The organism is Candidatus Neomarinimicrobiota bacterium (genome assembly GCA_016784545.1).
Classification (GTDB): domain Bacteria; phylum Fidelibacterota; class UBA8477; order UBA8477; family JABMPR01; genus JABMPR01.
Map to the genome: position 1 here is coordinate 57,048 of JADHUM010000005.1, position 25,820 is coordinate 82,867.

At 43.9% G+C, this 25,820-nt stretch carries 26 protein-coding genes; 4 read left to right on the plus strand and 22 right to left on the minus strand.

What is annotated here, in order from left to right; translation table 11 throughout:
- Positions 1-2: 2 nt before the first annotated feature.
- The 14 genes from ISR87_02275 to ISR87_02340 form a co-directional block, all read right to left on the minus strand.
- The gene (locus ISR87_02275) at positions 3-635 is read right to left on the minus strand and encodes a threonylcarbamoyl-AMP synthase (GenBank protein ID MBL7024256.1); all 633 of its coding nucleotides are present in this window, start codon (positions 633-635) and stop codon (positions 3-5) included.
- On the minus strand, positions 632-1,507 hold the full coding sequence (locus tag ISR87_02280) for a lysophospholipid acyltransferase family protein (GenBank protein ID MBL7024257.1): 876 nt from the start codon (positions 1,505-1,507) through the stop codon (positions 632-634). The genes ISR87_02275 and ISR87_02280 overlap by 4 nt, the downstream gene beginning before the upstream one ends.
- A gap of 84 nt (positions 1,508-1,591) precedes the next feature.
- Complete coding sequence (rseP, locus tag ISR87_02285; protein MBL7024258.1) at positions 1,592-2,791, minus strand: RIP metalloprotease RseP; 1,200 nt, start codon at positions 2,789-2,791, stop codon at positions 1,592-1,594.
- 9 nt (positions 2,792-2,800) lie between these two features.
- The gene (locus ISR87_02290) at positions 2,801-3,937 is read right to left on the minus strand and encodes a 1-deoxy-D-xylulose-5-phosphate reductoisomerase (GenBank protein ID MBL7024259.1); all 1,137 of its coding nucleotides are present in this window, start codon (positions 3,935-3,937) and stop codon (positions 2,801-2,803) included.
- A 12-nt stretch (positions 3,938-3,949) separates the two neighbouring features.
- Entirely contained in the window at positions 3,950-4,639 is a 690-nt protein-coding gene (locus tag ISR87_02295) for a hypothetical protein (GenBank protein MBL7024260.1), read from the minus strand.
- 42 nt (positions 4,640-4,681) lie between these two features.
- The gene (gene lpxA / locus ISR87_02300; protein MBL7024261.1) at positions 4,682-5,464 is read right to left on the minus strand and encodes an acyl-ACP--UDP-N-acetylglucosamine O-acyltransferase; all 783 of its coding nucleotides are present in this window, start codon (positions 5,462-5,464) and stop codon (positions 4,682-4,684) included.
- A gap of 3 nt (positions 5,465-5,467) precedes the next feature.
- Positions 5,468-6,874, minus strand: coding sequence for a bifunctional UDP-3-O-[3-hydroxymyristoyl] N-acetylglucosamine deacetylase/3-hydroxyacyl-ACP dehydratase (locus ISR87_02305; GenBank protein MBL7024262.1), 1,407 nt, complete (start codon positions 6,872-6,874; stop codon positions 5,468-5,470).
- Between the two features lie 35 nt (positions 6,875-6,909).
- Entirely contained in the window at positions 6,910-7,926 is a 1,017-nt protein-coding gene (lpxD, locus tag ISR87_02310; protein MBL7024263.1) for a UDP-3-O-(3-hydroxymyristoyl)glucosamine N-acyltransferase, read from the minus strand.
- A 15-nt stretch (positions 7,927-7,941) separates the two neighbouring features.
- Positions 7,942-8,448 carry an OmpH family outer membrane protein gene (locus ISR87_02315; protein ID MBL7024264.1) on the minus strand — a complete coding sequence of 169 codons (507 nt, stop codon included), beginning with the start codon at positions 8,446-8,448 and terminating at the stop codon, positions 7,942-7,944.
- Between the two features lie 26 nt (positions 8,449-8,474).
- Positions 8,475-10,826: an outer membrane protein assembly factor BamA gene (bamA, locus tag ISR87_02320; protein ID MBL7024265.1), complete on the minus strand. Its 2,352-nt coding sequence runs from the start codon at positions 10,824-10,826 to the stop codon at positions 8,475-8,477.
- 15 nt (positions 10,827-10,841) lie between these two features.
- Positions 10,842-11,603 (minus strand): isoprenyl transferase, encoded by a 762-nt coding sequence (locus ISR87_02325; GenBank protein MBL7024266.1) that lies wholly within the window; start codon positions 11,601-11,603, stop codon positions 10,842-10,844.
- 8 nt (positions 11,604-11,611) lie between these two features.
- Positions 11,612-11,911 (minus strand): DUF59 domain-containing protein, encoded by a 300-nt coding sequence (locus tag ISR87_02330; protein MBL7024267.1) that lies wholly within the window; start codon positions 11,909-11,911, stop codon positions 11,612-11,614.
- A gap of 11 nt (positions 11,912-11,922) precedes the next feature.
- Positions 11,923-12,960, minus strand: a complete 1,038-nt coding sequence (locus ISR87_02335; protein ID MBL7024268.1) for a P-loop NTPase — start codon at positions 12,958-12,960, stop codon at positions 11,923-11,925.
- Positions 12,961-13,191: 231 nt separating this feature from the next.
- Positions 13,192-13,431: a YfhL family 4Fe-4S dicluster ferredoxin gene (locus ISR87_02340; GenBank protein ID MBL7024269.1), complete on the minus strand. Its 240-nt coding sequence runs from the start codon at positions 13,429-13,431 to the stop codon at positions 13,192-13,194.
- 313 nt (positions 13,432-13,744) lie between these two features.
- On the opposite strand from ISR87_02340, the gene ISR87_02345 reads away from it, so the two are divergent.
- The 4 genes from ISR87_02345 (at position 13,745) to ISR87_02360 (ending at position 18,180) form a co-directional block, all read left to right on the plus strand.
- On the plus strand, positions 13,745-15,532 hold the full coding sequence (locus tag ISR87_02345) for a DegV family EDD domain-containing protein (GenBank protein MBL7024270.1): 1,788 nt from the start codon (positions 13,745-13,747) through the stop codon (positions 15,530-15,532).
- Between the two features lie 76 nt (positions 15,533-15,608).
- The gene (gene plsY, locus ISR87_02350) at positions 15,609-16,271 is read left to right on the plus strand and encodes a glycerol-3-phosphate 1-O-acyltransferase PlsY (GenBank protein ID MBL7024271.1); all 663 of its coding nucleotides are present in this window, start codon (positions 15,609-15,611) and stop codon (positions 16,269-16,271) included.
- Between the two features lie 69 nt (positions 16,272-16,340).
- Complete coding sequence (locus ISR87_02355) at positions 16,341-17,075, plus strand: hypothetical protein (GenBank protein MBL7024272.1); 735 nt, start codon at positions 16,341-16,343, stop codon at positions 17,073-17,075.
- A gap of 61 nt (positions 17,076-17,136) precedes the next feature.
- Positions 17,137-18,180, plus strand: coding sequence for a T9SS type A sorting domain-containing protein (locus ISR87_02360; GenBank protein MBL7024273.1), 1,044 nt, complete (start codon positions 17,137-17,139; stop codon positions 18,178-18,180).
- 88 nt (positions 18,181-18,268) lie between these two features.
- Here the strand turns inward: ISR87_02360 and ISR87_02365 are convergent, their stop codons facing one another.
- From ISR87_02365 to rpsD, 8 genes are all read right to left on the minus strand, one after another.
- Positions 18,269-18,985 (minus strand): hypothetical protein, encoded by a 717-nt coding sequence (locus ISR87_02365; GenBank protein ID MBL7024274.1) that lies wholly within the window; start codon positions 18,983-18,985, stop codon positions 18,269-18,271.
- An 80-nt stretch (positions 18,986-19,065) separates the two neighbouring features.
- A complete protein-coding gene (locus ISR87_02370) occupies positions 19,066-19,494 on the minus strand; it encodes a hypothetical protein (protein ID MBL7024275.1) in 429 nt (142 codons plus the stop codon).
- 98 nt (positions 19,495-19,592) lie between these two features.
- Positions 19,593-20,804 (minus strand): imidazolonepropionase, encoded by a 1,212-nt coding sequence (locus tag ISR87_02375; GenBank protein MBL7024276.1) that lies wholly within the window; start codon positions 20,802-20,804, stop codon positions 19,593-19,595.
- Between the two features lie 15 nt (positions 20,805-20,819).
- Complete coding sequence (gene hutU, locus ISR87_02380; GenBank protein MBL7024277.1) at positions 20,820-22,472, minus strand: urocanate hydratase; 1,653 nt, start codon at positions 22,470-22,472, stop codon at positions 20,820-20,822.
- Between the two features lie 8 nt (positions 22,473-22,480).
- Positions 22,481-23,638 carry a family 10 glycosylhydrolase gene (locus ISR87_02385; protein ID MBL7024278.1) on the minus strand — a complete coding sequence of 386 codons (1,158 nt, stop codon included), beginning with the start codon at positions 23,636-23,638 and terminating at the stop codon, positions 22,481-22,483.
- 25 nt (positions 23,639-23,663) lie between these two features.
- Positions 23,664-24,272 (minus strand): 50S ribosomal protein L17, encoded by a 609-nt coding sequence (gene rplQ, locus ISR87_02390; protein ID MBL7024279.1) that lies wholly within the window; start codon positions 24,270-24,272, stop codon positions 23,664-23,666.
- Positions 24,273-24,285: 13 nt separating this feature from the next.
- Positions 24,286-25,257 (minus strand): DNA-directed RNA polymerase subunit alpha, encoded by a 972-nt coding sequence (locus tag ISR87_02395; protein MBL7024280.1) that lies wholly within the window; start codon positions 25,255-25,257, stop codon positions 24,286-24,288.
- A 20-nt stretch (positions 25,258-25,277) separates the two neighbouring features.
- The coding region (rpsD, locus tag ISR87_02400; protein MBL7024281.1) for a 30S ribosomal protein S4 at positions 25,278-25,820 on the minus strand (543 nt) is incomplete at its 5' end.

Sequence of the window (25,820 nt, forward strand, 5' to 3'; positions counted from 1 at the left end):
TGCTAGTTTAGGAAATCTTGAAGGGCTTGGCGAGAGATTTCACCTTCCCTGAGAATTTTGAAGGGTGAGGTAGTAAGATCAATCACTGTACTCCCCTTGGAAGGCTTCATGGGACCAACATCTATCATGAGCTCTACCAGATCATTATAATACGCTTCAACTTCTGATCGTGATGAGGCTGGTGCCATTCCAGTAGGGTTAACACTGGTTGTTGTGATGGGTTTCCCAAACAATTCAGGTATTTCGTGGGAAATTGCATCTCCCGGAACCCGAAACCCAATAGTGCCATTTTGTGATATCAATTGCGGAGCGAATCCGTATTCACTCCTACATATGACAGTTAGAGGGCCTGGCATAAAAGATTTAATCAGCTCAGCAGCATTCTCACTTAGATCACTTGTCAAATCAAATAGCTGAGAAATTGAGGCCAGGAGTACAGAAACGGGTGAATTCACACGAGATTTAAGCACATAGAGTAAATCTACTGCCTCAGATGAGGTGGCATCCGCTCCTAAACCATACAGGGTATCAGTTGGGTACACAATAACCCTACCAGCCTGCAGAGCGCTTCTTATTTCAGCCGATTGTTCGGTTGAGAAGGGCCTGGTTTCTCCTGAAGGACTTATGATTTTCATGACACCGATTTCGCTTCTTTATCCTGTCGATCCAAATCTCTCCAACGACGGTGAAACCAGAAATATTGTTCGGGATACTTACGTATTTCCGCTTCCAGCTTTGAAGTGAGAGTTTGAGTAATGTCGCGCACCCACTCCTCTGTCATCACATCAGGAAGATCATATTTGATCTCCTCGATCCTTATTTTGTAGCGACCACGGTGCTGCGTGCAGAACAGGACAACTAATTTGGGTTTCGCACGATAAGTCAGTACAGCTGCTCCTCGAGGTGTGGATGAAGGAATGCCAAAGAAATCAATCTGGACTCCCTTCTTGCCTTTATACTGGTCCCCCACTACTGCTAATCCATAGGTCCGCTTCAAGGCTTCCTCAAAGGCAGCCATCCCCGACCAGGAATTAACCAATTCCAATTGATGATATTCACGAATCTTGGTTAAAAACCAATCAACAAGCGGATTTTTTTGAATGCGATAGATGGAAGCAGCTCCGTCACCAAGTCCACCAACGTAACGACCAGCCATTTCCCAGGAACCAAAGTGCCCGGTAAAATATAGAACAGGCTCCCCTCTCTCTATAGAACCCAGGACATAGTCATCCAGTCCAGGGGCATCTACGATGGAGCGTGCCTTTCGCTGGCTGATCATCCAGAGCTTCAGGGTGGAAATAAATCCTTCCCCCCAATGCATATAGCACCCCTTGATGAGCGTTTCGACTTCAGACTCCGACCGTTCAGGGAAGGCTCTTCGAATATTGCGGGCTACGGTAGATTTACGTTTGGTGAGCAGCTTATAGGCTATCCAACCGAAACCGCGACCGAGACGCCAGGTAAGCGTCCAGGGTAGAACGAAAAGGACCAGGTTGAAGACCATCATTAACAGGAATTCAACAGTATATCTTAAGTATACCAACGGACGAAATGAATTAGGCTTGGGGGCAGTCATCTTGAGCCGGTGTGTTTAAAGCCTGGAAATATCCTGTATGGTAATAAAAAGCACCAGGCCCAACAAGAATAGCATTCCGACTTGCTGAATGATGAGCTTAACATTCAATGGTAAGGGTCGTCGAATAATACCTTCAATGCTGATGATAAGGAAATGGCCACCATCCAGACCAGGGATAGGTAAAATATTAATAAAGGCCAGATTCACACTGATTATCGCCATAAAGTAAAATACATCAAGCCAGCCACGACGAGCCATATCTCCGGCCATCTTGGCAATCATGATGGGTCCACCCACTTGATCCATTGAGGTAGCCCCTGTAATCATGGACCAGAATCCGCGTGCCATGAGGGTTCCGAACATGTAGGTGCTCCGGGCACCGTATCCCACGGATTCAACAAAACCCAGATCAGTATGCTCGGTCACACGGCCAATACCAATCATACCAATATCTACGGTTCCTTCGGCAGTAGGAATGGTCTCCTTGACAACTCTGATTGAATCACTATAGCGAATTCCGTTTCTCAACCATTCCACAGATATGGTTCTACCCGGTTGGGCATGCACAATACCAGTCAGTTCTTCCCATTCAGTCACGGATTGACCATTGATCATGACAATTTGGTCGTTCTCCATGATACCAGCTTCTTCTGCGGGGAAGATTTCTCTTTCTTCAGTACTCACCAGCGACCCTACAAAGGTCCCTTCTACTGGTTCGTCCATACCTGACGAATAAATGATGGCACTAAATAAGAAAAAAGCCAGAAGGGTATTCATTATGACACCCCCAGAAATGGTCAATAACTGCTGCCAGCGCTTCTTGCTGGTAAACTCCCATGGTTTTCCAGTAATTTCACCGTCCATGGATTCATCAATCATGCCTGACATTTTGACATAACCACCAAAGGGAGTCCAACTCAGGGCATATTCTGTATCACCTGCAACAGGATTCTTTCTGGGAATTCGAAATTCAATGGTTGTTGCATTGGCAATACGGTGGAGAAACCAGGGAATAAAGAGTTTGATCCAGAAACCATCTACTTTGTTCTGGATGCTAAGGAACCGGGGAGGCATACCAATGGAAAAACGTTCCACTCGGATACCGACCATTCGAGCCACCATGAAGTGACCGAGTTCATGTATTAAAATGAGAATGCCCAGCGTAAAAATGGCTGCGGCGATGGTTATTATTGTATCAACTGAAAAGAAACCCATTTAGCTTCTTCAACTCCTTTTTATAAATGCCTGCGTCCACTGTTCAATGGCTAAGATATCATTCAGATCTGGGTGTTCAACGAATTCGTGGGCATCAATGGCTTTTGTTATTAGTTCTGGTATTGTGGTAAAAGAGATCTCTCCAGCCAGAAATCTATAAACGGCTTCCTCGTTTGCTACATTCAATACGACGGGGACACTGCCCCCCTGCTCCAGGGCATCAAAGGCCAGCTGAATGCACTTGAATTTCTTTAGATCAGGTTCCTCGAAAGTGAGGGTGCCCACTTTTGCGAGATCAAGTTGTTCCCAATCCTGTTTGAGGTGACGAGGGTAACTCAGGGCGTACTGAATTGGAATCTTCATATCAGGTATTCCCAGTTGTGCTTTGACTGAACCATCCAGGAATTCAACCATGGAATGGATAATGCTCTGGGGATGGACAACAATGTCAATTTTTTCGGCTGGTAAGTGAAAAAGCCAACGGGCTTCAATCACTTCCAAACCCTTGTTCATCATGGTGGCAGAATCGATGGTAATTTTACGACCCATGGCCCAGTTGGGGTGTTTCAGAGCCTGAGTTACGGTAATAGTGGCAAATGACTCAACAGGTAGCGTGCGAAACGGACCGCCAGATCCGGTGATAACCAGACGCTTTATATCTTCTGGTGCTTCTCCGACCAAACACTGCCAGATTGCTGAATGTTCACTATCAACAGGAAATAGGTTGACATCATGCTTTTGGAGCAGCCCATTGATAAAATCACCAGCCATCACAAGACTCTCCTTATTGGAGAGTGCAATATCAACACCTGCCTGGATACTCTTGATGGTTGGCTCCATACCGGCGCTCCCAACCAGGGCGTTTACCATGGTATCCACATCATCTCGGCCGGAGAGTTCGAGTAGACCTCCCCTGCCTTGTAAGACTTCTACTCCTGGTAAAGCCTTTTTAACTTTTTCATATTGGTCAGACGCTCCAATACAGACAGCGTTGGGAGAGAATTCCAAAGCTTGTTTAATCAAGAGGTCTGATTGTGAATGGGCTGATAGGTACTTAACACGATAAAGATCGGGGTAACTGCGAACCACATTGAGAACATTGACACCGATGCTACCGGTTGCCCCCATTACAGATAAGATTTTCATGCTGGCACCCATCTACTGTCGCTTCCCAATCAGCAATTCTCCTCCAAGGACCAGACCTGGTCCAGTCGAATTATAGGGTACCATAACTGATACTCTAAAGGTCTCATTAACCAGCCAGCCCACATATGGTACAGCCAGATAAATGGTTTCATCATAGTCAGGAACTCCATTGCCATCCTCTACAACCAAATGATGCATATCAATTATTCCAATGACACCTACAATAAGCTTTTTTGATGTATAGGCATACAGTCCGTGGATAGCGATATCTCTTTGAACATATCCGTCATCAAAAATGGAATTCCATGATATTCCTATGGCCTGCCGTCGCTGAGGATCTTCTCCCTTAAATTCAACTTGAATCCCTGTCCCCACTGAGAAATTTGGATTTGATCCAGGCCACCGTGCGAACTGCACCCACAGGTTGTAGCCTGGATTCGGGTACATACTAAAGCGGGCTGCAGGCATGCGTTGGGCTGATCCTGAGTTTGAATGTATCTGAGATCCGGTTAGCTGCACCCCGAAAAAGTGGTCATTTTCGGTGATGTTTGGTAGATTTGTGACCAGGGTGGCGCGTTTTAAATCTTGTTTAAACAAATTGGCGTAATCCCAGGCAGGAAATCCTTCTCCTGCCATCAGCTGGGAATTGAGCATGACGCTGAGGGCGATAACTATTAGATACCTGATGGATGAAAGTGACATAAGTCGAGTATTACAAAAAATGAAGGATATCCTTCAGGCCAACTAGCCTCGAATAATCCCTCGTGTGCTCTCGTCAATAAAATTGAGGATATCCTGAACTTCAGGTGAGATCTCGTTATTTTCCTTGATCTCTTTAACTGCGTGAGAAACATTCATATGGCTTCGATAGATTTTTGTGTAAGCGTGCTTAATCTGATTGATGACGTCACTGGGGAAACCCCGGCGATGAAGGCCAACCGAATTTAATCCATTGTAAGTCAGTGGTGTATTGGATGCCCGAATATAGGGTGGAACATCTTTGGTAATCCTGAATCCTCCTGCAATAAAAGCATGTTTCCCGATCTTCACAAACTGGTGAATGGGAACAGCCCCTCCGATGATCACAAAGTCACCAACTTCGACATGACCACCCATGTTGCAGGAATTAGCAATAATAACATTGCTACCAATTTCACAGTCATGACCAATATGGCAATAGGCCATAATGAGAACATTGTTGCCAATACTGGTTTTCCAACGATCCGTGGTTCCACGATGAATCGTGCAATACTCACGAACGACGACATTGTCGCCCAAGATGGTCTCGGTTTCTTCGTCGGCATATTTCATATCCTGTGGTATTTCACCAACAACAGCACCATTAAATAAGCGACAATTTTTACCAAGGGTAGTGCGGGCACCAACCAGCGCATGGGCTTTTATGATGCAACCATCGCCAATGGTGACGTTTTCTTCTACAATCGCATAGGGTCCAATGGTAACATTTTTGCCGACTTTTACATTATCGGGACTAATCAATGCTGTTGGATGTATGCGAGATTCCATAATTTACCTGTCTACGATGGAGGCCATTAGATCTGCCTCAACTACCAGCTTGCCGTCTACAAATCCCATACCCCGGAGCTTGGCTGAACGGAGTCTAAATTTAACCAACTCTATTTCAAATATGATCTGATCACCGGGTTCAATAAGCTTACGAAACTTGACATTATCTATGGCTGAAAAGAAAACCAGCTTATTTTCTGGATCCTCACCGGCATTGAGGAGCAAAGCACCCCCTGCCTGAGCCATGGCTTCCAGAGTTAACACTCCAGGCATGACAGGTTTTCCTGGAAAATGTCCCTGAAAGAAAGGTTCATTCATGGTGACGTTCTTTAAAGCGGTAATTTTTTCACCTGGTGTGAAGTCGATGATGCGGTCAATGAGCAAAAATGGGTATCTGTGTGGTAGAATCCGCATGATGGCTTCGGTGTCGAATACAATTTGACGCTCTCGGGGTTTCCTTTGAAACCGTTTGGCAAGAATCTGTTTCTCATATTCCTTTTTGAGGAGACGTACCAACTCAACATTGCTGGCGTGACCACTTCTGGCTGCCGTGATGTGTCCCTGGATGGGCATTCCCAGGAGGGCGAGATCACCGATTAAATCAAGAATTTTGTGACGAACTGGCTCAGTCTTCGAGCGCAATTCTTTGCCATTCAGAATACCGTTGTCACTCTGAATTAACTTTTCATCAATATTGAATAGTTTTTGCAAACGGTCCAGTTCTGATTCTTCAATTTTCCTATCTATCATGACCAGAGCCGTGTCAGCAGAACCACCCTTGATTAGCCCCTGGGCCTTAAGTTCTTCAACTTCATGAAGAAAACAAAAGGTACGTGCTGGGGCAATCTGTTCGACGAAATCCTGTTCCAGTGAATAGAATGACATGTATTGAGTTCCCAGAGACTGCAATTTATAGTCAATGAGAAAAGTGACTCGGAATTGATTTGAAGGAAGCGCATGAATATCTACGCCTTTGTCGGGGTCTGAATACGTAATCGTTTTATCCAGTACGAGATATTCTCGGGCTGCATCCTGCTCTTCAAATCCTGCGTCAAGCAGAATGTCTACAAAGGGAATAGCCGAACCATCCATCACTGGCGGTTCTTTATTATCCAATTCAATGAGGATATTGTCAATCTCCAGGCCACTAATGGCAGCAAGGACGTGTTCAGTGGTGTGGATACGTGATCCATTGTGCTCCAGGGTGGTTCCCCTGGATATATCAACGACGTGATCAATATCAGCCGGGATGGGTTTGGCATTTGGAACATCTGTTCTTAAAAAACGAATACCAGTATTCTGAGCGGCAGGTTTGAAAGTCATTCGAGTTTGAACGCCCGTATGCAATCCTATACCCGCTATTGATACGGCCTTTTTAATACTTCTCTGATTTTCTCTTCTGTCCTGCATCTACTTCTTATCCTTCATTACCATTCAGCGTTCACTTAGTCTTTATTTACTTGTTTTTCAAGCATTTTAACAGTCTTATACAACTCTGGTAATTTTTTCAATATAGCTTCAATTCTTAATTCATCTCTGTGAGGCCGGGCAGGAAATCCACTGACCATGGTTCCATCAGGAATATCATGGGTTACCCCACCACGTGAGGCGATGGATACATCATTACCCACCTTTATATGACCGACAATACCACTTTGCCCCCCCATTTGAACACGGTCACCCAGATCGGTGCTGCCTGCAATGGCAACCTGAGCAGTGAGAAAACAATTTTTGCCTATGCGAACATTGTGGGCGATATGAATCTGATTGTCCAGTTTGGTGCCATCACCAATGCTAGTAGGACCAATAGATCCACGATCAATGGCACAATTTGCTCCGATCTCTACTTCGTCACCTAATATTACGTTGCCAGTCTGAGGTATTTTTTCAATGGTTCCTGCTTCGACTGCGAAGCCAAACCCATCGCTACCGATGACAGTACAACTATGAATAATACAATTCTGTCCTAAAACAGAATCTTCATATAGGACAACATTTGGATACAGACGGGTACCGTCACCCAAAATACAACCACTACCGATTACGGTATTTGCCTCAATGATGATATTCTCGCCAAGCTTGACGTCTGCATCTATAAATACTCCAGATCCAATTTCAACGGAAGCGGGGATCGTCACAGATGGATGGACAACTGCAGTTGCATGCACACCGGAACGCACGAAGCGCTCTTTGTGATTCAATAATTGCAATGCCTTTAGCATGGCTTGTTTGGGGTTGGAAGTCCTTAAAAGATTTTTAAAATCAATTTCCAAATCTTCAGGGACAATTAGTGCTCCTGCCTTGGTGGTTTCGGCAAATTTTAGATATTTTGGATTTGAGATGAAAGAGATTTCATCTGGTGCAGCAATCTGGATCTCATTCAGCTTTGAGATTTCCAGGCTCTCATCTCCCTCTAACCTGGCGCCGAGAGCCTGTGCCAGTTCACCTAGTTTTAAAGTCAATGAAATGACTGGCCCCTATTTCTGGAGCTCCTTTAAAACCTTTTCAGTAAGATCAAATTTTTCCTGGGCATAGAGGATGTTTCCGGCGACGACATCAAAGATGAAATCATAGGCTCCATCTTCACCGACCTTTTTAATAGCTGTATTGATTTTCTGGAGTACAGGGTCGGCCAGCGCTTGTTGTTTCTGATAGAATTCACCTTGTGGCCCAAGTTTTTGCACCTGGAACTGTTGAATATTTTCAGCAAGGCGTCGCATGTCATTTTCTTTGGCAGCACGATTGGTTTCGGTCATCAAAAACTTCTGACGTTCATATTCCTGCTGCATGCTGTCAAGGGAAGCAGCCATATCATAATACTGTTTTTCAAGCTTACGGCCTTCCACCTCAAGTTTGCTCTGTGCCTCTTTATATTCTTCAAATTGGGACAGAATATACTCAGAATTAATGTATCCAAATTTCTGTCCGAAAACCGCCATGGACAGGGTCAATAATAGAATAATACGAATCATGCTCTTGTTCAAAATGGTATCTCCTTAACCAATATGTCTTAAAATTGCTGACCGAAAATAAAATGATATTCCGGTGTTTTCCATGTGGGCACTGGATCGTTGTCAAATCCCCAACCGATATCGATACCCAACATGCCAAGCGGTGGCATGATGACTCTTCCACCAAACCCTACTGATCGTTTCAAATCAAAAAGGTTACTCGAATCAAAATTATCCCAAACGTTACCTGCCTCTGCAAATCCAATCAAGTACATCATGGGATTTGGTGAGAGCAGGAAGCGCATCTCAAGTGTGTACTTGAACGATGCCATTCCGCCAAAATAAGCGTTACCTTCCAAAGTTCCAACAGATCGTTCAGCATAACCGCGCAAGGCGCTACCGTAGATCAAACCAGCGCCTCCCATAAAAAAGTATTCATCATAGGGGATGATATGGGTGGAATCATCCTCTAATTGTTCCAAAATACCCCCTTCAAAATAACTCCGCATGGTCAACTTATCTTTCCAGATAGGTGTATACCACTCAAGGCTGGCTTTCTGCTTGAAAAAGCTCTCATTTCCGCCAAGAAACTTGCCACTATAGACAGAATTAAGTGTGAGAACGGAGCCGCTGGTAGGGAATTCCGGTGCATTTCTGGAGTCTCTTGTGATGGTCTGATTCAGACTGATACCAGAAGTTTGATCCAGGTCTGCAGGATTGACGCGGTCATAAACACTTTGATAATAGACTTCGCCGTATCGATCCACGGCGCCTCTGAAGGTCCAGCGGCCGCGAAAATAGTTATCTGGCCATTGGAAACGACGACCAAATGTTATTGATCCACCCGTCGTATGTACATCATAGGGTGTTGAGTAGCTCGAAGAGTAGCTCGAAAAACTGGAACTATTTCCCTGACTGCGATCCTGATCAAAAAGACTGATACCCAGCAGGTTAGGCGTATTGAATAGCCAAGGTTCAACAAAACTAATAGAAAGGGCTTCATAACTATACGCGCGTTGAAAGCTGAAAGAAAGTTGTTGTCCATTCCCCCTGAAATTTGGGAACTGTAACCCTACTGTACCGATAAAACCATCACGTTCACTATAACCGGCACTTGCAGTTGCTGTACCGGTATTCTTCTCTTCTACTTCAAAGACAAGATCGATTTCATCCTCATCATAAGGGATGACATCTGGTACCACATTTCCAAAATAGTTGAGAATCATGACTTCACGCTGGGAGCGCATAAGAGCGGTACGACTGAAAAGATCCCCTGGAAAGATTCGAAGCTCTCTACGAATAACACTTTCCTTGGTTTTGTCATTGCCCACAATATTGATTTGGCGGATATGAACAGGATTCATCTCAGTAATTTCAAGCGTCAAGGCCACGGTATCAGCTGCTACTGGTAATTCAACAGGGTTGATTTGACAATAGAGATAACCTTTATCCATATATGGACTTCTCACTCCCAGCTCTATCGCTTCCATCAGCTTCTCAGAATTATACTGATCGCCGCGTGATATGCCCAGTGAGGATAGAATATCTTCACTTTCAAAGATGGTGTTTCCCGTAACTTTCACTTCCCCATATTTATATTTCTCGCCTTCATAAAGGTGGATATCGAAGTACATTTTTTTCAAATCTTCAGAGTAGTAGAGGCTGTCACCCAGAACTTCGGCATCTCGATATCCAATGGAATGCATATATTCTTCAATCAGGCGCTCGTCTGCCCGGAGATTATCAATGGAGAACTCAGTATCAGCCCAAAATTTCCACCAGCGTTCCTCTTTGATCATGTCCATCTTCTTTTTGAGTTTACGATCAGATAGCTGGGTGTTTCCAGTGAAACGAATCTCACCGACAGAAACTTTTTTGTTCTCAACAATGGTAAATTTTACACCTCGAGTATTCTCTTTTTTGCCTTCGAAGGTACTGGGTTCTATTTTCGCCAGGAGGTATCCGTCGTCATAGTACAAATCCTGAATTATGCGTTGGCTCTCATAGACAAGGAAGGGGGTAAGCGCCTGACCGGGATGCAGATCTAAAGCTTCATCAATCTTATCCTTTTTAAGTTTTTTATTTCCTTCCAAAACTACTTTAGACAGGCGTGGATATTCTTCCACAGAGATAATCAGGAATATTCCCTCTGGCGTTTCCCGATCTGATAGAATTTTAACATCAGAAAAAAGACCCAGACTCCAGAGCTGCTTGACGCCCTCTGAAAAGTCCTCTTGAGTAGCTTCCATACCTGCACTTAAACCTGAACTAGCAATGACCACGGCAGGAGTAGCTGTTTTTGTTCCAATTACATCAATACTTGCGATTTTGAGTTTAACTGCCGGCTGCTGTCCCCAGGTTATGGATACCAGCAGAATTGAGCTTACGATGTGTAAAATAAATTTTTTCATACTTAAACGAACGTGTTAGTGCTGTATTTGTTCACTAACTTGTCCATATCTACGCTCCCTTTTTTGATAATCGCGTATGGCTTCCAAAAAATCTTTCCCCTCAAACGCTGGCCAATAGACTGGAGTAACAAAAATTTCGGTATAGGCAAGTTGCCACAGCAAAAAATTACTCAGTCTGAATTCCCCACTTGTCCGGATTAAAAGATCAGGATCTGGGATTTTGGAGGTATAGAGATAGTTGGAGATGGTATTATCATTAATTTTTGAAACTTCAAGTTTTCCATTCACCAGATCCGTTCCAATAGCTTGAACGGCGGTGAGAATCTCCTGGCGACTTCCATAATTCAATGCCAGGTTCAAATTTAGTCCTGTGTTTTGAGCTGTTCTCTTAATTCCTGCCAACATGCCGGCCCGGGGTCCCCTTGGCATTGAATCCAGATCACCGATTACGGTAAGACGTACATTATTGCGGTGAAGGTCATCCACCTCTTTTGTAATGGTATCCAGCAATAGATTCATGAGGGCAGAAACTTCGAGCTTGGGTCTTTTCCAGTTTTCGCTGGAAAATGTGTAGAGTGTCAGAGTCTCCAGGCCTAATTCGCCAGCCAGTTCAGTGATCCGGCGAACAGATTTAACACCTGCTCTGTGTCCAAAGATTCTTGGTTTGGATTTTGACTTTGCCCAGCGTCCATTCCCATCCATGATGATGGCAACATGTTTTGGGAGATTCCCATGGGCAAGTACTTCAGATTTTAATTGATCAAACTCTGCAGACATATCTTCGATTATTCCATACCCATTGCAATTCGACCTTCAGGGCTGATCATTTCTGGATTCCAGCGGGGTTCCCAGACGACATCCACAACAGCCTCATTAACGCCATCCAGAGCCTCTACTGCAGCTTTCACATTTTGGGAAATGACAGTATGCATGGGGCAGGCCGTGGCAGTAAGGGTCATGGTAATATTAACCTTACCATTCTCGATACTGGTGTCATAGATCAATCCGAGATCAACCAGATTAACGGGAATCTCTGGATCATAGACCTTGCGCAAGGCTTCCAATATGGTGTTTTTGTTAACCACTAAATAATGATTCAGTTTACCAATTCGTGTATTTTATCAGCAACATCTCTGAACATCTGTGCTGCCTCTGATTCTGGAAGATGGATGACAAGCGGCTCTCCATTTTCCCCTGCTCTCATAATCTCTTCGTTCAAAGGAATTTTAGCCAGAAGCGGGACATTCAATCGATTGCTCTCTTTGTCCCCACCTCCTGTTGAAAATATTTGTGATACATGGCCACAATTTGTACACACATGATATGACATATTTTCAATAATACCGAGGACTGGTGTATTGACTTTTTCAAACATGTTTGCTCCACGCTCAACATCCTTCAATGCCAGATCCTGAGGTGTTGTGACTATCACAGCGCCAGTAAGTGCAACTCGTTGGACAAGTGTAAGTTGAACATCACCTGTTCCAGGAGGCAAGTCCAGGATGAGATAGTCTAGATTCCCCCAGTTTACATCAAAGAGAAATTGGGTGACCATCTTACTGACCATGGCGCCGCGCCAGATTACGGGTGAACTATCTGTAAGTAAAAAACCCAGGGACATGAGCGACATATCATACTTCCTAATCGGCTCAAGTTTGTTCCCCTCAAGTACTTTTGGAACTTCATGCACACCCATGGTAATGGGTAAGCTTGGTCCAAATACATCTAGATCAAGTATACCAACACTGTGTCCTTGCTTGCGGAGTGCTGCAGCAAGATTAGCTGCAACAGTAGACTTTCCAACACCGCCTTTACCACTGGCTACGGCGATGGTGTATTTTACACCCGGTATTGATGGTGGAGCTTCAGGCGCTTCTGTACCAGGCGCAGGTTGAGTACTGGCCTGTACAATTTCGATACTGACTTTTTCATAGCCAGCCCCACGTAAAACCTTTTCGATATTTGAGAGGATTTCCTGGCGCACGTCTTCTTTTTCAGAAGAAAATTTGACACCAAGTTCCACACTATTTTCACTCTCTTTAACATTCTGGATAAGCCCAAAGGCAACGACATCTTTATTAAAACCAGGGTACTTAACCTGCTGTAAAAGGGATTTAAGTTTATCTTCACTCATAGTATTTATATTCCTGTAACTTTCATAGCCCGCTAATATAGTTTTCATTTTAGCAGATGCAGGAAAAATGATACATCTGAACAGGAAAAGTGAGTTTTGGTGGCATTAAATTGGTTGGAGATAATTCAAGCGATTATCTTCGATCTCGAATCCTGGTCTTAACAAAAAAGGTCCCCCGGATGGGAGACCTTTTCATTTTAATAACGTGCCACTAAACGAAGGCTAGGACAATCAGCCAGTCAGTTTTGCGTAACGGGCCATAAGGACTTCATCTGATTCCACAACGCCCATTGGGATACAGTCGACGGGACAAACTTCAACACATTGTGATTCGTCAAAATGACCTTTGCACTCTGTACAGAGTTCGGGATCTATCTCGTAGAACTCATCGCCCTCAGAAATGGCGTCATTTGGACATTCTGGCTCGCAAGCACCGCAGTTAATACATTCATCAGTAATAGTAAGAGACATGAAACCTCCTGTGATTTTCTATCTCAATTTATAGAGCTACCCCTCAAATTATTGCGAAGCAGCGATTAAGTTTTTATCCCTGTGTAAATTCAAACACAGCATCTGAATAAAAGCTCGTACATCAAGTCAATGAACGTGCAAATATGATAGACACCCGAGCGATTCCCAAACACTATTTGAGGCTTCACAGGCTTTATTAATATTTTTTGAATATTCATCCAAATTTTGCCTTGAAAGATTATATTGTTTCTCGAAGTCGTTGTTATCTTTGTCAAATAGCTGAAATTCGCAACTCAACAATAGAGGGATGTAAATGAAAATTGCCTATCTGGATGGAATCCGATTGTATCGTGTATTGTATGCTGGAATTCAAAGTCTATTGGATGAGGAGGATTATCTGAACAAAATAAATGTCTTCCCTGTTCCCGATGGAGATACGGGAACCAATATGGCATTCACCCTCATGGGGATCATTGAACATATTCAACCCCACAGCAGGTTGGATTTAAATGAGTTAAGCGATATTGTAGCTGAAGCAGCTTTGGATAATGCCCGGGGGAATTCAGGAGTCATCATGGCTCAGTTTTTTCAGGGTCTCAGTGTGGGTTTAAAACCCTATGCAGAAGTCAATACCAGCCAATTTGCCGAGGCGACCAAAATAGCAGTGGACGAATCATATACTGCCCTGATGAATCCCGTCGAAGGGACAATATTATCTGTGCTCCGAGGCTGGAGCGATAGCTTTATTGAGGCTTCAAAAACGAGTCCTGACTTTCAAAAGGTGTGGAAGATTTCCCTTGAAGCAGCTCAGAAGGCTCTGGAATACACACCTGAACAACTCCAGGTACTTAAGGATGCCGGTGTCGTCGATGCAGCCGGACGAGGATTCCTCAGTATTCTGGAAGGTGTCATGAATTTCATGGACACTGGGGACATTCGTAAACTACCAAACATTGATACCGGTTTTTCTAACGCTGCCCTTGGGTTGAATGAGATTGATGCTGATAGTCTCTCCTTCCCCTTCTGCACGGAGTGTATCATTGTAGGGGAAGACATACCCCGCGATAAACTCAGTCAAACCATGAAACCACTGGGCGATAGTATTGTTATCGCAGGATCCAAGCATCGTGCAAAAGTGCATATTCATACCGATGATCCCAGAAATCTCTTTGACACCCTGGCAAAATATGGAGAGATCCAGCAGCAAAAAGTTGATGACATGCGAGAGCAGAATAAGAGCGTTCGTTCTCAACAAAAGATTGCCCTGGTGGTTGATTCCACCTGTGATCTCCCCCCAGACATCCTGGAAAAACATCACATACATGTTGTTCCGGTCAGATTAAATTTTGGAAAAGAACAGTATATTGATCGAGTGACCATCACCAATGATGAGTTTTATGCCAAGCTTACTGATTCAAAGCATCATCCCCAAACTTCACAACCACCACCGGCTGATTTCAGACGGATGTACCAATTCCTATCCTCGCACTATGAATCTGTTATTTCACTGCACCTCCCCCAGGTTTTGAGTGGTACTTTTCAAAATGCTTCGGCAGCGCTGGAGAAAGTGAAGTTCAAGCAACACCAAACCATTATTGATTCACTCTCTGTTTCAGCCGGGACGGGTGTGATTGCACTAGAACTTGCAGAGGCCATTGAGCAGGAATTGAGTTTTCCAGAATTGACGCAGCTTGCTGATGATACCATTGAAAAAACCAATATATTTATTGCCTTAAAAACTCTGGATGCCGTCCAAAAAGGTGGACGTCTAAGTGTGGGCAAGAAGCGACTGATAGATTTGCTGGGATTAAATCTTGTGCTAAGCATCACCAGGGATGGTTTCCTTAAACCATGTGGTGTCACCTTTGGTCGAAAAAACATATTTAAAAAGTTTGAAAAATTCGTGTTAAAAAAGGCCAGGGGTAAATCCATCAAACGAATTGGTATTGTCCATGGCGTGAACCCGGATACTGCTGAGGCATTGAAGGTTGTGTTTGAATCTACCTATCCTGAAGCCCAAGTATTTGTATCTGATTTTTGCCCGGCTCTGGGTGTTCATGCTGGTGTGGGTGCAATTGGTATTGCTCTCCAATACCATTAGGTCATGATCCATTTTGGGGGATATTCAAACCGGAAATTTACTTATATTCTGAGACAACCAAATAAAGGGGCGAAAAATGATTGAACTACTTATTCTCATATTGATTGCATATTTGCTGGGATCAACACCTACAAGTATAATTGTTTCCAAGCTGAAGTATAAAACCGATATCCGTGAGCATGGCTCAGGCAATGCAGGGGCGACCAATATTTTTCGCACCTTTGGCTGGAAACCAGCATTATTTGTGACAATCATTGATGTATTTAAAGGGTGGTTACCTGCCTATACAGCGGGTCATCTTCATTCTGAATCCATCCTGTTTGCCAACAATCCTGATGCCCTGATGATCATCGCCGGGTTTGCTGCAGTCCTGGGACATACCTACACAGTATTTGCCGGGTTTAAAGGTGGTAAGGGAGTGGGTACACTGGCTGGAATGTTGATCGCACTCTTCCCCATCGCTTTGCCCATATGCCTCCTGGTTTTCATTATTACCCTCATATCTACAGGCATGGTTTCTCTGGGTAGCATGTTGGCTGCCAGTGCGCTTCCCATTACACTCTTTATCATTGAGGGTATCAACCCTGAGGCACCGATATCTTTGACTCTGAGGATCTTTTCCCTCCTGATTCCCTTCTTCATAATTTTCACACACCGCAGCAATATCAAGCGAATCATGGATGGCAGTGAGAATCGATTTGAGAAAGCCATGATTTTTAAGAAGAAGACTGAGGAGTAGTTGATTAGGGTCTAAGGCAGTATCTTTCGTTTTACAATAGTATCCAATTAATTGTGAGTTAGCCTCATTATGAAGCCATACTTTAATACGCTACTCTCAACAATTATGTTATTAATTCTGGCACTAATTTCTTGTGAAGAAGCCCCACAACCTGAAGCACCGCCATTCCCTGATCTCAATTTAACGGCGAGAGATAGCATTGAAGCCACTGTTATCGCATACTACCTGGCACAGACAATTGAAGCGCCTGACACTCTGTTACAGAGTCAGTTGTACCACCTCAATAAATTGCGTCAAGTATATCGTGACACTTTTCCTTTTGTTGACTCGATTCGTTTCCTTCCACCTTGGGCTGTTGGGTCGTTATCACTAGGATTCGATAGCACCAGGATCGAAATGTTGATCCAAGGTCTATACACAGATTATTCAAGCATTCCAGAACGTTACCGACCAGATTCAATCGTCGTGACATCTAAAAATCTAGGGTTTGCTCGTGCGTACACTAATTATCAATTTCATCCTGTGTTGTTAGCTGAGTACTATCAACAGTTACCTGGACTTATTTGGGCAGTGGCTAATCGTTATGGACATTATGATTATGTCAACTATCCATTATTAACATTCGCTCAAGCTGATACGTTAGAATATATTTTTCATCTGAGTGGGGATATATATGGGTTCGGAGAACCCCCTCACTTTCATCATTTTGTGTATGCTGAATCTCAATTTGCCTACAATGGAGAGATTAGTTTTGAGAATTATACACAACTCGCGTTTGATTTTATGGATTGGGGATCACCGTAGGTGGATACAAGGGATACGGTTGATAAACAAAGCATCTGGACATCAAATTTGAGAATAATAGATGAATTTATTGATCACTATTATTGCCATAATATTTAAAAAGCAGAAAGCTCTGGATTTTGTTACTATCGAAAGTTACTGGTTAGTAGCAGGATTCTCATTTCAACTTTGCTTCCCTTTATTGGCCCATTGTTTTAGCCCGGACACTTTGTATTCTGAGCCTCTTCTGGACGGGCACATAGTACACTATTATGAGTTGGGAGAATTGATACCCTCGACCTATTCCTCAGAAATGTCTGTTGGTGACGGATTGGACTGGGATTTTTATCCAATATCTACCAGGGCATATTTAAGCTTCTCGATTGATTCATTGGATTATACCAGTGAGTCCATCGTTAGCGCAATATTAAGAGTGTATCAATTACACTCTACAGGTGATAACAGCTCTGATGTTTTTCCTAGTTTTAGTGGTCATAACTATCCATGCCTGATTGACCATATCACCTATGGGGACACACTTGACACTGTAGATTGGACAGCAGGTGATAATGGGGATGCTCAAACGCTTCAATCAGGTTTTGGTACTATATCTGATAGCCCGGAGAACGGGTATAAAGAGATAAATATACTTGAAAACATTACCAACGATATCAATTCAGGCAGAAGTAAAAGTCAATATCGACTAAGATTTCGAGTCGAGCATGATGATGATATGTACAACGATTGGTTATGTTTTTCTGCAAGCACTTATCCACCTGCCTACTTCACGCCAGCAATCATAATTGAATACGATGCCACGAACAGTATCTCTTTTAATGACTCTAATAGCAGTTCAGTGCTTGAACAATTTATTGTTTATCCAAACCCGACTAACTCCATGATGAATATCAGCTTTTGGACATCGGATCAGCAAGCTGTGAAGCTCGACATCTATGATTTAAAAGGACATGCTCTGCACTCAGAAACACTGCTATCTGGTAGAAGCGGGGGTTCTGCAAAAAATATATCGATTGCAAGGGATCTATCCCTTATAAGTGGTTTGTACTTCATCAGTCTTCGGTCTGGAAACGATGTAATAGTTCAGAAAGTGTCAATTATAAAATAGGGGTATGTTTCAAACATATTAAATATGCCTTGTCAGGTAGCATTATTCGGCAGGATAATTCACAATTCACAATTCACAATTAAATGTCCTACTTCCCCCAGAAAGCATTCATCTTCTTCTTTACGCCTTCAATCTTTTTAATATCTGCTTTGGCCTGTTTAACAAATTCCCCACCTGGTTCGATGCGAATTGCTTCGTAATGATCTTCAAGCGCAGCATCATAATCCGTCCGATTATTTTTATATCTGGCCTGCCCCATCAAAAAATAAGGTAAACCTGAGCTCTTATCATAGTTGGCGGCTTTGCTATAGTCACTGATGGCATCCCACAATCCTTTGTGAGCCCCACGATCAAATTTTTTCTTCCCAGCCAGGATAAGGGTACAAAATTTATCCTGCTTGGAGTCTTTTGCCAGATCACCGATCTGAGCAGCAGCTTTCCTGGCTTCTTTCCAATTATTGGAGCCCATGGTGGTTAAAGCTCTATCATACCAAAGATTTGTGGCCAGTGACACCAGTGAATCCGAATCGAATCCAGCCTTAATGGCTTCCTGGTAATACTTCCCTGCAGTCACCCGTTTCCCGGCTTTGAAGGCACTCTCATAGGCCAACCGATAGACCTTTCCATTGGCCTTGCCAGCTTCAATAATGGTCTCATAATGCTCCAGGGAAGCGCCATACTTACCCTCTTCAAACAGAGCTATTCCCGGTTTGATGTCTGGTCCTATCAGGGAGGCACAACCCATCAAAAACAAGCTCAAGAGAAATATGGCGACTCGTCTGGTGGTGTCTTTTGAAAACCTCATTTTTACCTCTATTCCAGTCCTAAACAAAAGCGAGGCATCTAATCCTCGCTTTAAATATCAATGAAATTATGGCGTGTTGCTTAATGCCAGGTCAATCGCCCCATAAATGTAGAAACATCCATCTCTTCTTTATAGAGTTTGACTACATCACCTGCATCTGCAGTGGCAGCGATGGACACCTCTTCTTTGTACTGTACTTTCACGACCACACTCACCCGGTCAATAGCGGTATTCGTTTTTTCTATAGCAGCACCGCTGGCAGCATATGCGACCAAGAGACATTCATCAAAGCGATTTCTACCTGATTTTAGAATTACCAGAAGCTGGAGAATAGTGTGTCCATCTTCCTCATAGGTTTTCATTTGAAAATCGGCATAGTCGACTTCGTAGCGATAACTCTTAAATATTTTTGAAGCTTCTTTGTACATAGCCGAACTGGATTGAGCCAGGCTAAGAGAAGAAAGGAGTAACAGATTTAGAACAATTATGGTCAGTTTTTTAAATTTCACGGTTTTCCTCCACCAATCAAGTTTTACGATTGGGCAATATACGTTTTGCTCGGTCTGAATCAAGCGATATGGGATGGCAACTATACAATTTCAAAGATTTAGAGAATTGCCTTACCATCCACTACAACGTGGTGGACTCGATTGCTAGCGTAGAAGTAGGGCAATTGGCGATAATTATCAGCTTGCCACAACACGGCATCTGCGCTCAATCCTGGGTAGATAGACCCTGTGGACTTCTCTATTCCCATGGATTTAGCAGCTCCTGAGGTGGCTGCCTGGAGTGCTTCAAGTGGCGTCAAATGAAGGTAAATCACTGCCAGCGTGAGAATAAATGGCATGGAAAGACTCATATTACTGCCGGGGTTGAAATCAGTGGCCAATGCCAGAGTCGCGCCTGCATCAAGAAGTTTTCTTGCTGGTGCCCAGGTGTTTGTACCCAGGAAGAATGTGGTTCCCGGCAATAGCGTCGCTACTGTATTTGAATCAGCCAGAGCTGAGATTCCTGCATCTGAAATTGCCATGAGATGATCGGCTGAGAGTGCTCCCATTTTTACAGCCAGCTCAGCGCCCCCGCTGGATACAAACTCATCGGCATGGAATTTTAATTGCATCCCATGTTTTCGAGCCGCAGTAAGGATTTTCTCAGTCTCCTCGATGGTGTAGACACCATGCTCACAGAAGACATCACAGAACTCAGCAAGTTTTTGCTGGGAGACTGCTGGAATCATATCATTAACAATGATATCTATATATGAATTTCGATCATGTCGATACTCATCTGGTACTTCATGGGCTCCCAGAAGCGTAGAGAAGGTCTTGAGAGGTGTTCTTCCTGATGCAGTTTGAATGGCCCTTAGTGACTTTAACTCCGCTTCAGTGGATAAACCGTAGCCGCTTTTGCACTCTGCGGTGGTGGTTCCATGCTGGAGCATGAGATTAAGGCGAGTTTCAACCAGATCAGTAAGTTCGGATTCTGAGATTTCTCGTAGTTCTCTGACTGAATTGCGAATTCCTCCACCAGCTTCTGCAATTTCCTGGTAGGTTTTACCCTGAGATCGCATTTCAAATTCCAACTCCCGGGTGGTGGCAAAAGCAGGATGTGTGTGTGAATCGATTAACCCTGGTGTCAAAAGACAACCCTGAGCATTCAGAAATATTTTATCCGAGAAAGATTTTGGGTGGTACTCTGCAAAAAGACCATCTTCAATGATCCAGGTGCCCCCTTCCCCTACTTCCATCTGCTTTTGAAGCGGATTCCAGGTCACCCATTGACCTAGATTTGTAATCCCGTTTATACTGGAGTAGTTCATGCGAGGGTCTTGGAATTATCCATTTATCATGGGTAATTTGACACCACGCTCATTGGCAACCTCGATGGCTCTTGGATAACCTGCATCCGCATGACGCGCTACACCCATTCCAGGATCTGTGGTAAGCACACGCTGCAGGCGCTCATCCATTTCCTTGGTTCCATCAGCTAAAATGACCATACCAGCGTGTATGGCGTAACCCATACCGACACCTCCGCCGTGATGCACTGATATCCAACTGGCGCCACCAACTGCATTGACCAAGGCATTGAGTATGGGCCAGTCTGCTACAGCATCTGAGCCATCTAACATGGATTCAGTTTCCCGGTTTGGAGATGCGACGGAGCCTGAATCTAGATGATCTCTACCAATGACCAGGGGAGCTGAGATTTCTCCATTGCGAACCAACTCATTCATGGCGAGACCCAGTTTTGCACGCTCACCATAGCCTAGCCAGCAGATTCGACTGGGTAATCCCTGAAATTCGATTCGCTCCTGAGCCATATCAATCCAGCGAATCAGTGCTTCATCTTCTGGGAACAACTCCTTTACAAGTTTATCCGTGCGATAAATATCCTGTGGATCCCCAGAAAGGGCAACCCATCGAAAGGGACCTTTGCCCTCACAAAAGAGGGGTCTTATATATGCTGGAACAAAACCTGGAAAATCGAAGGCATTTTTTACTCCAGCCGTTTCAGCCTGGGCTCGGATATTGTTTCCGTAGTCAAAAACAATGGATCCTGCCTTTTGGAAGGAGAGCATGGCCTCTACATGTCTGGCCATGGATTTATAACTCATGGCTATATATTTATCAGGGTCAGATTCACGCAAGGCATTGGCCTCTGAAAAACTGATGCCCCTGGGATAATAACCCCTCAATTCATCATGGGCAGATGTCTGATCGGTAACCACATCAGGAATAAATCCTCTGGAGATTAGTTCAGGCAGGACATCTGCGGCATTGGCTTCCAGTCCAATACTGACTGCCTGTTTATTTTTTTTCGCCTCTTTAATCCAGACCAAGGCTTGTGCCAGATCTTTGGTAGACTTATCCAGGTAACGGGTATCCAGTCGTCTTTGAATCCGTGTGGGATCAATTTCAACCACCAACGCTATGCCATTGTTCATGGTTACTGCCAGGGGTTGTGCTCCACCCATTCCTCCGAGACCTGCGGTAACCACAACTTTGCCTGTGAGATCAGCCTGGTAATGTTGTTTGGCCAGAGATGCCAATGTTTCGTAGGTTCCCTGGAGAATTCCCTGGGATCCAATATATATCCAGCTTCCAGCCGTCATTTGGCCGTACATCATCAAGCCTTTTTTATCCAGCTCGTTAAAATGCTCCCAGGTGGCCCATTTGGGGACCAACATGGAATTACTGATGAGAACGCGAGGAGCTTGGGTGTGGGTTTTAAAAACGGCGACAGGTTTTCCCGATTGAATCATGAGTGTTTCATCATTCTCCAGAGATTTAAGACTCTTTAGAATGGCATCAAAAGATTCCCAGTTACGGGCGGCTTTGCCATATCCCCCATATACTATCAATTCATCTGGATTTTCAGCTACATCAGGACTCAGGTTGTGCTGTATCATGCGGTAAGCAGCTTCCTGGTGCCAACCCTTACAATGCAATTTACTGCCCGTTGGCGGTGTGATGATACGCCCCATATTGCCTCCTATTTTTTTAAGCTGCGATGAATCTGGTCGAAATATCGAGGATCCTTTACATAGGTATCATAGGAAAATATAATAAGATTTTGGAATCCAGCATGCCTTGAATGTGCAATTTTTGCAGACGAAGTAAAACTATTTTGATTATAGGTAGCGATACCCATATAGATTTGATCAGGATTCAATTTTTCATTTTTCATCATGGTCATACTACGTTTGAAATCTGAGTCTGCTGTGGCGTAATTCATGGGGATCACGAAATCCATGCTGCCGTTTTTGAGCCAGGTTGGCCAATCCTGGAAAAAACGAGTTCGGGCAATTTCAGGCTTGGGCTTGACTGCAGCAGAAAACTTTATGTCTGGACGTATACGCTTGATACTGTCATTAATTTCGCCAATAAACGAAGTCAGTTCATTTCGACGAAAATTATTCCAGTACAACCAATACTTTTCCTTGTCCTCAGGATTGAGGCGATACCAGTAGGAACCTTTTCCATTACCGAGTGTGATGGGATCCACATTGTATTGCATGAGAAATTTTTTGCGACCTGCACGATTGTAGCCATAGTCGCGATCCTGGAATCGAACATAATCCAAATGAATACCATCCAGTTCATAATTTTGGACCAATTCATTGATAACAGTCAGCAAGTGATGGTTCGCATCATCATTCAGAGGAGATAAAAATACACCCTCTCGTCCGTTTCGTCCATTCTGTGAAATAAATTCCAAATCACCTTTACCACGACCGTTGACTTCAACCCATTCGGGGTATCGATTCACAATGTGGTTTGGATCAGATGGCATTTTTCGGGCAGACCATGAAAGATACATATTCACCCAGGCATGAATTTTAATTCCATAGGAGTGAGCCAGAGGAATGATGTCACGCAGGGGGTCATAATCTCCACGGGGTAAAAGCGTGGAGCGTGGGACAATTTGGCTGGAGTAATAGGCATCCCCACGACCTCGAACCTGAATAAACAAGTCGGTATAACCGTTTGATGCAGCAAACTCAACCAGCTTGCGAACCTTTTGTGGCGATGTAATAGAGTGGCGTACTACCCAGATCCCTTGCACTGGTTTTGCTGATAGTAAAGCGGGTAGGGCAATTAAAACGAAAAAGGCAGGGAGAATCCCTGCCTTTAAATATCTCAGAATCATCAAATTCTCAATGAAGAGTCAATGATCAGGATGTCTTCGATTCAGCTTCCGATTCCTCTGCCTCGACAGCAGGGGTTTCAGTAGCCTCAGCTTCTTCAGCAACTTCTTCAGCAACAACTTTGGTGGTTTCCTCTGCAACTTCTTCAGTCACAGCCTCAACAACCTCTGCTGGAGCTACTTCGGCAGCTGCTTCCACTTCAGGAGTCACTTCTTCAGCGGCAACTGGAGCTTTTTTGGCCTTAGCTTTTGTTTTTGCTTTGACAGCTTCAGCAGAAGGGTCAAAATCCACAAGCGCTAGAATGGAAACATGTGCTGCATCATTCTTGCGTTGTCCGAGCTTAATGATTCTAGTATAGCCACCATTACGATCAGCATACTGTGGCGCAATTTCATCAAAAAGAATTTTAACAACATCCTTATGAGGAATTACTTTTAAAACCATCCTGCGAGAATGGATATCACCTTTTTTGGCCTTTGTGATCAGCGTTTCAGCTAAACGGCGAGCTTCAAGGGCCTTGGGGTGAGTCGTCCGAATCTGTTTGTGCAGGAACAGGTTTGCCGCCATGTTAGCCAGCATGGCTTTACGGTGGCTGGCCGTCCGGCCTAGTTTTCTACCATCTTTTCTATGTCGCATTTATTAAACCAGCCTATTCTTCAGACATGTATTTATCAATGTCCATTCCAAAATGCAAACCAAGCTCAGCAAGTTTTTCGTTGAGCTCTGTGAGAGATTTCCGGCCAAAATTCTTATAGCGGAGCATCTCCTGTTCTTCTTTGCTGACAAGATCAGAAATATTCTTAATCTCTGCAGCCTGAAGACAATTATAGGAACGTACAGATAATTCGAGTTCATCAATACTGCGTTTGAGTTCATTGCGAATACGCAGAACTTCTTCGTCAATTTCTGATTCAGGCTCAGTAATGAGCTTGATATCTTCTGTAACGAAAATGCGTACATGGTCAATCAGCATCTTGGCAGCGTAATTGGCAGCTTCCTGGGGAGCAAGACTTCCATCTGTCTGGATCATTAATTCCAGCATCTCAAGATCTTCATCCTCGGCACCCTGAAGTTGAATAACTTCATAGGTAGCTTTTACGACAGGGGAGAAAATACTATCGATGAAAATGGTACCGATGGGATAGTCTGGCAGTTTGTTCTCATCTGCAGGAACGTATCCACGACCACGTTGGATTCTTAATTCGATGTTGATCTCAGCTTCATCATTAAGCGTGGCGATATGATGATCAGGATTCAGAATTTCAAACTGATCCCCACCATTAGTGATATCACCAGCAGTGAACATATGAGGTCCCTTGAGTGTCAACTGAACTTTGTCAGGGTTTGATTCGAGTAATTTGAATCGAACACCTTTCAGGTTAAGAATCATGTCAGTAACATCTTCCTTAACCCCTTTGATAGTTGCAAACTCATGGAGCACATTGTCCATGCGAACGCTGGTAATTGCAGCTCCAGGCATCGAAGAGAGTAAAACACGACGTAGGCCATTACCTATAGTAACGCCATATCCCCTCTCCAGTGGACCAACTATGAAACTCTGTTGATTGTCACTGCCGCCTTCTTTAATCTTAAACGATGTAGGTATGTGAAAGTTAGGCATATTATCCTTTCTTCACTTTATTACTTGGAGTACAACTCAACAACGAGCTGCTCATTGAATTCATCATGAACCTGATCACGTGCCGGGGCTTCGACATAGATCCCCTCCATATTCGCTTTGTCTAGTCTCAACCAGGGATTTGAACCTTCCCCCTGAACACGACGCATTGAATCATGGATAAGATCAAGCTTTTTGCTCTTCTCACGGACTTTAATTATATCACCTGGTTTCATCTGATAACTGGGGATATTGACTTTTTTGTTATTCACAAGAAAGTGTCCATGATTGACAAGCTGACGAGCCTGACGGCGGGTTCTGGCAAAGCCAAGACGATACACAGTATTGTCTAAACGGCTTTCCAGCATAACCACGAGGTTGTGACCAGTGATACCTTGTTTCAGGTTTGATTTCTTGAAATAGTTTCTGAACTGTTTTTCAAGAACACCATAAAGGTATTTCATCTTTTGTTTTTCTTTTAGCTGTAAACCATACTCAGAGGGTCTACGGCGATAAGTCGGACCATGTTGGCCCGGTGGGTAATTCTTAGTCGGAGCTGCGAATTT

Coding starts and splice junctions, on each gene's coding strand:
- ISR87_02395 (MBL7024280.1), bottom strand. CDS start 25,257: ATGCCTAACTTTCACATACCTACATCGTTTAAGATTAAAGAAGGCGGC.
- ISR87_02335 (MBL7024268.1), bottom strand. CDS start 12,960: ATGAGTGAAGATAAACTTAAATCCCTTTTACAGCAGGTTAAGTACCCT.
- ISR87_02365 (MBL7024274.1), bottom strand. CDS start 18,985: ATGAGGTTTTCAAAAGACACCACCAGACGAGTCGCCATATTTCTCTTG.
- ISR87_02355 (MBL7024272.1), top strand. CDS start 16,341: ATGAAGCCATACTTTAATACGCTACTCTCAACAATTATGTTATTAATT.
- rseP (MBL7024258.1), bottom strand. CDS start 2,791: ATGGGTTTCTTTTCAGTTGATACAATAATAACCATCGCCGCAGCCATT.
- lpxA (MBL7024261.1), bottom strand. CDS start 5,464: ATGGAATCTCGCATACATCCAACAGCATTGATTAGTCCCGATAATGTA.
- ISR87_02280 (MBL7024257.1), bottom strand. CDS start 1,507: ATGATGGTCTTCAACCTGGTCCTTTTCGTTCTACCCTGGACGCTTACC.
- ISR87_02345 (MBL7024270.1), top strand. CDS start 13,745: ATGAAAATTGCCTATCTGGATGGAATCCGATTGTATCGTGTATTGTAT.
- ISR87_02325 (MBL7024266.1), bottom strand. CDS start 11,603: ATGTCTGCAGAGTTTGATCAATTAAAATCTGAAGTACTTGCCCATGGG.
- ISR87_02305 (MBL7024262.1), bottom strand. CDS start 6,874: ATGCAGGACAGAAGAGAAAATCAGAGAAGTATTAAAAAGGCCGTATCA.
- hutU (MBL7024277.1), bottom strand. CDS start 22,472: ATGGGGCGTATCATCACACCGCCAACGGGCAGTAAATTGCATTGTAAG.
- ISR87_02360 (MBL7024273.1), top strand. CDS start 17,137: ATGAATTTATTGATCACTATTATTGCCATAATATTTAAAAAGCAGAAA.
- bamA (MBL7024265.1), bottom strand. CDS start 10,826: ATGAAAAAATTTATTTTACACATCGTAAGCTCAATTCTGCTGGTATCC.
- plsY (MBL7024271.1), top strand. CDS start 15,609: ATGATTGAACTACTTATTCTCATATTGATTGCATATTTGCTGGGATCA.
- ISR87_02290 (MBL7024259.1), bottom strand. CDS start 3,937: ATGAAAATCTTATCTGTAATGGGGGCAACCGGTAGCATCGGTGTCAAT.
- ISR87_02340 (MBL7024269.1), bottom strand. CDS start 13,431: ATGTCTCTTACTATTACTGATGAATGTATTAACTGCGGTGCTTGCGAG.
- ISR87_02275 (MBL7024256.1), bottom strand. CDS start 635: ATGAAAATCATAAGTCCTTCAGGAGAAACCAGGCCCTTCTCAACCGAA.
- ISR87_02375 (MBL7024276.1), bottom strand. CDS start 20,804: ATGAACTACTCCAGTATAAACGGGATTACAAATCTAGGTCAATGGGTG.
- rplQ (MBL7024279.1), bottom strand. CDS start 24,272: ATGCGACATAGAAAAGATGGTAGAAAACTAGGCCGGACGGCCAGCCAC.
- ISR87_02295 (MBL7024260.1), bottom strand. CDS start 4,639: ATGTCACTTTCATCCATCAGGTATCTAATAGTTATCGCCCTCAGCGTC.
- ISR87_02385 (MBL7024278.1), bottom strand. CDS start 23,638: ATGATTCTGAGATATTTAAAGGCAGGGATTCTCCCTGCCTTTTTCGTT.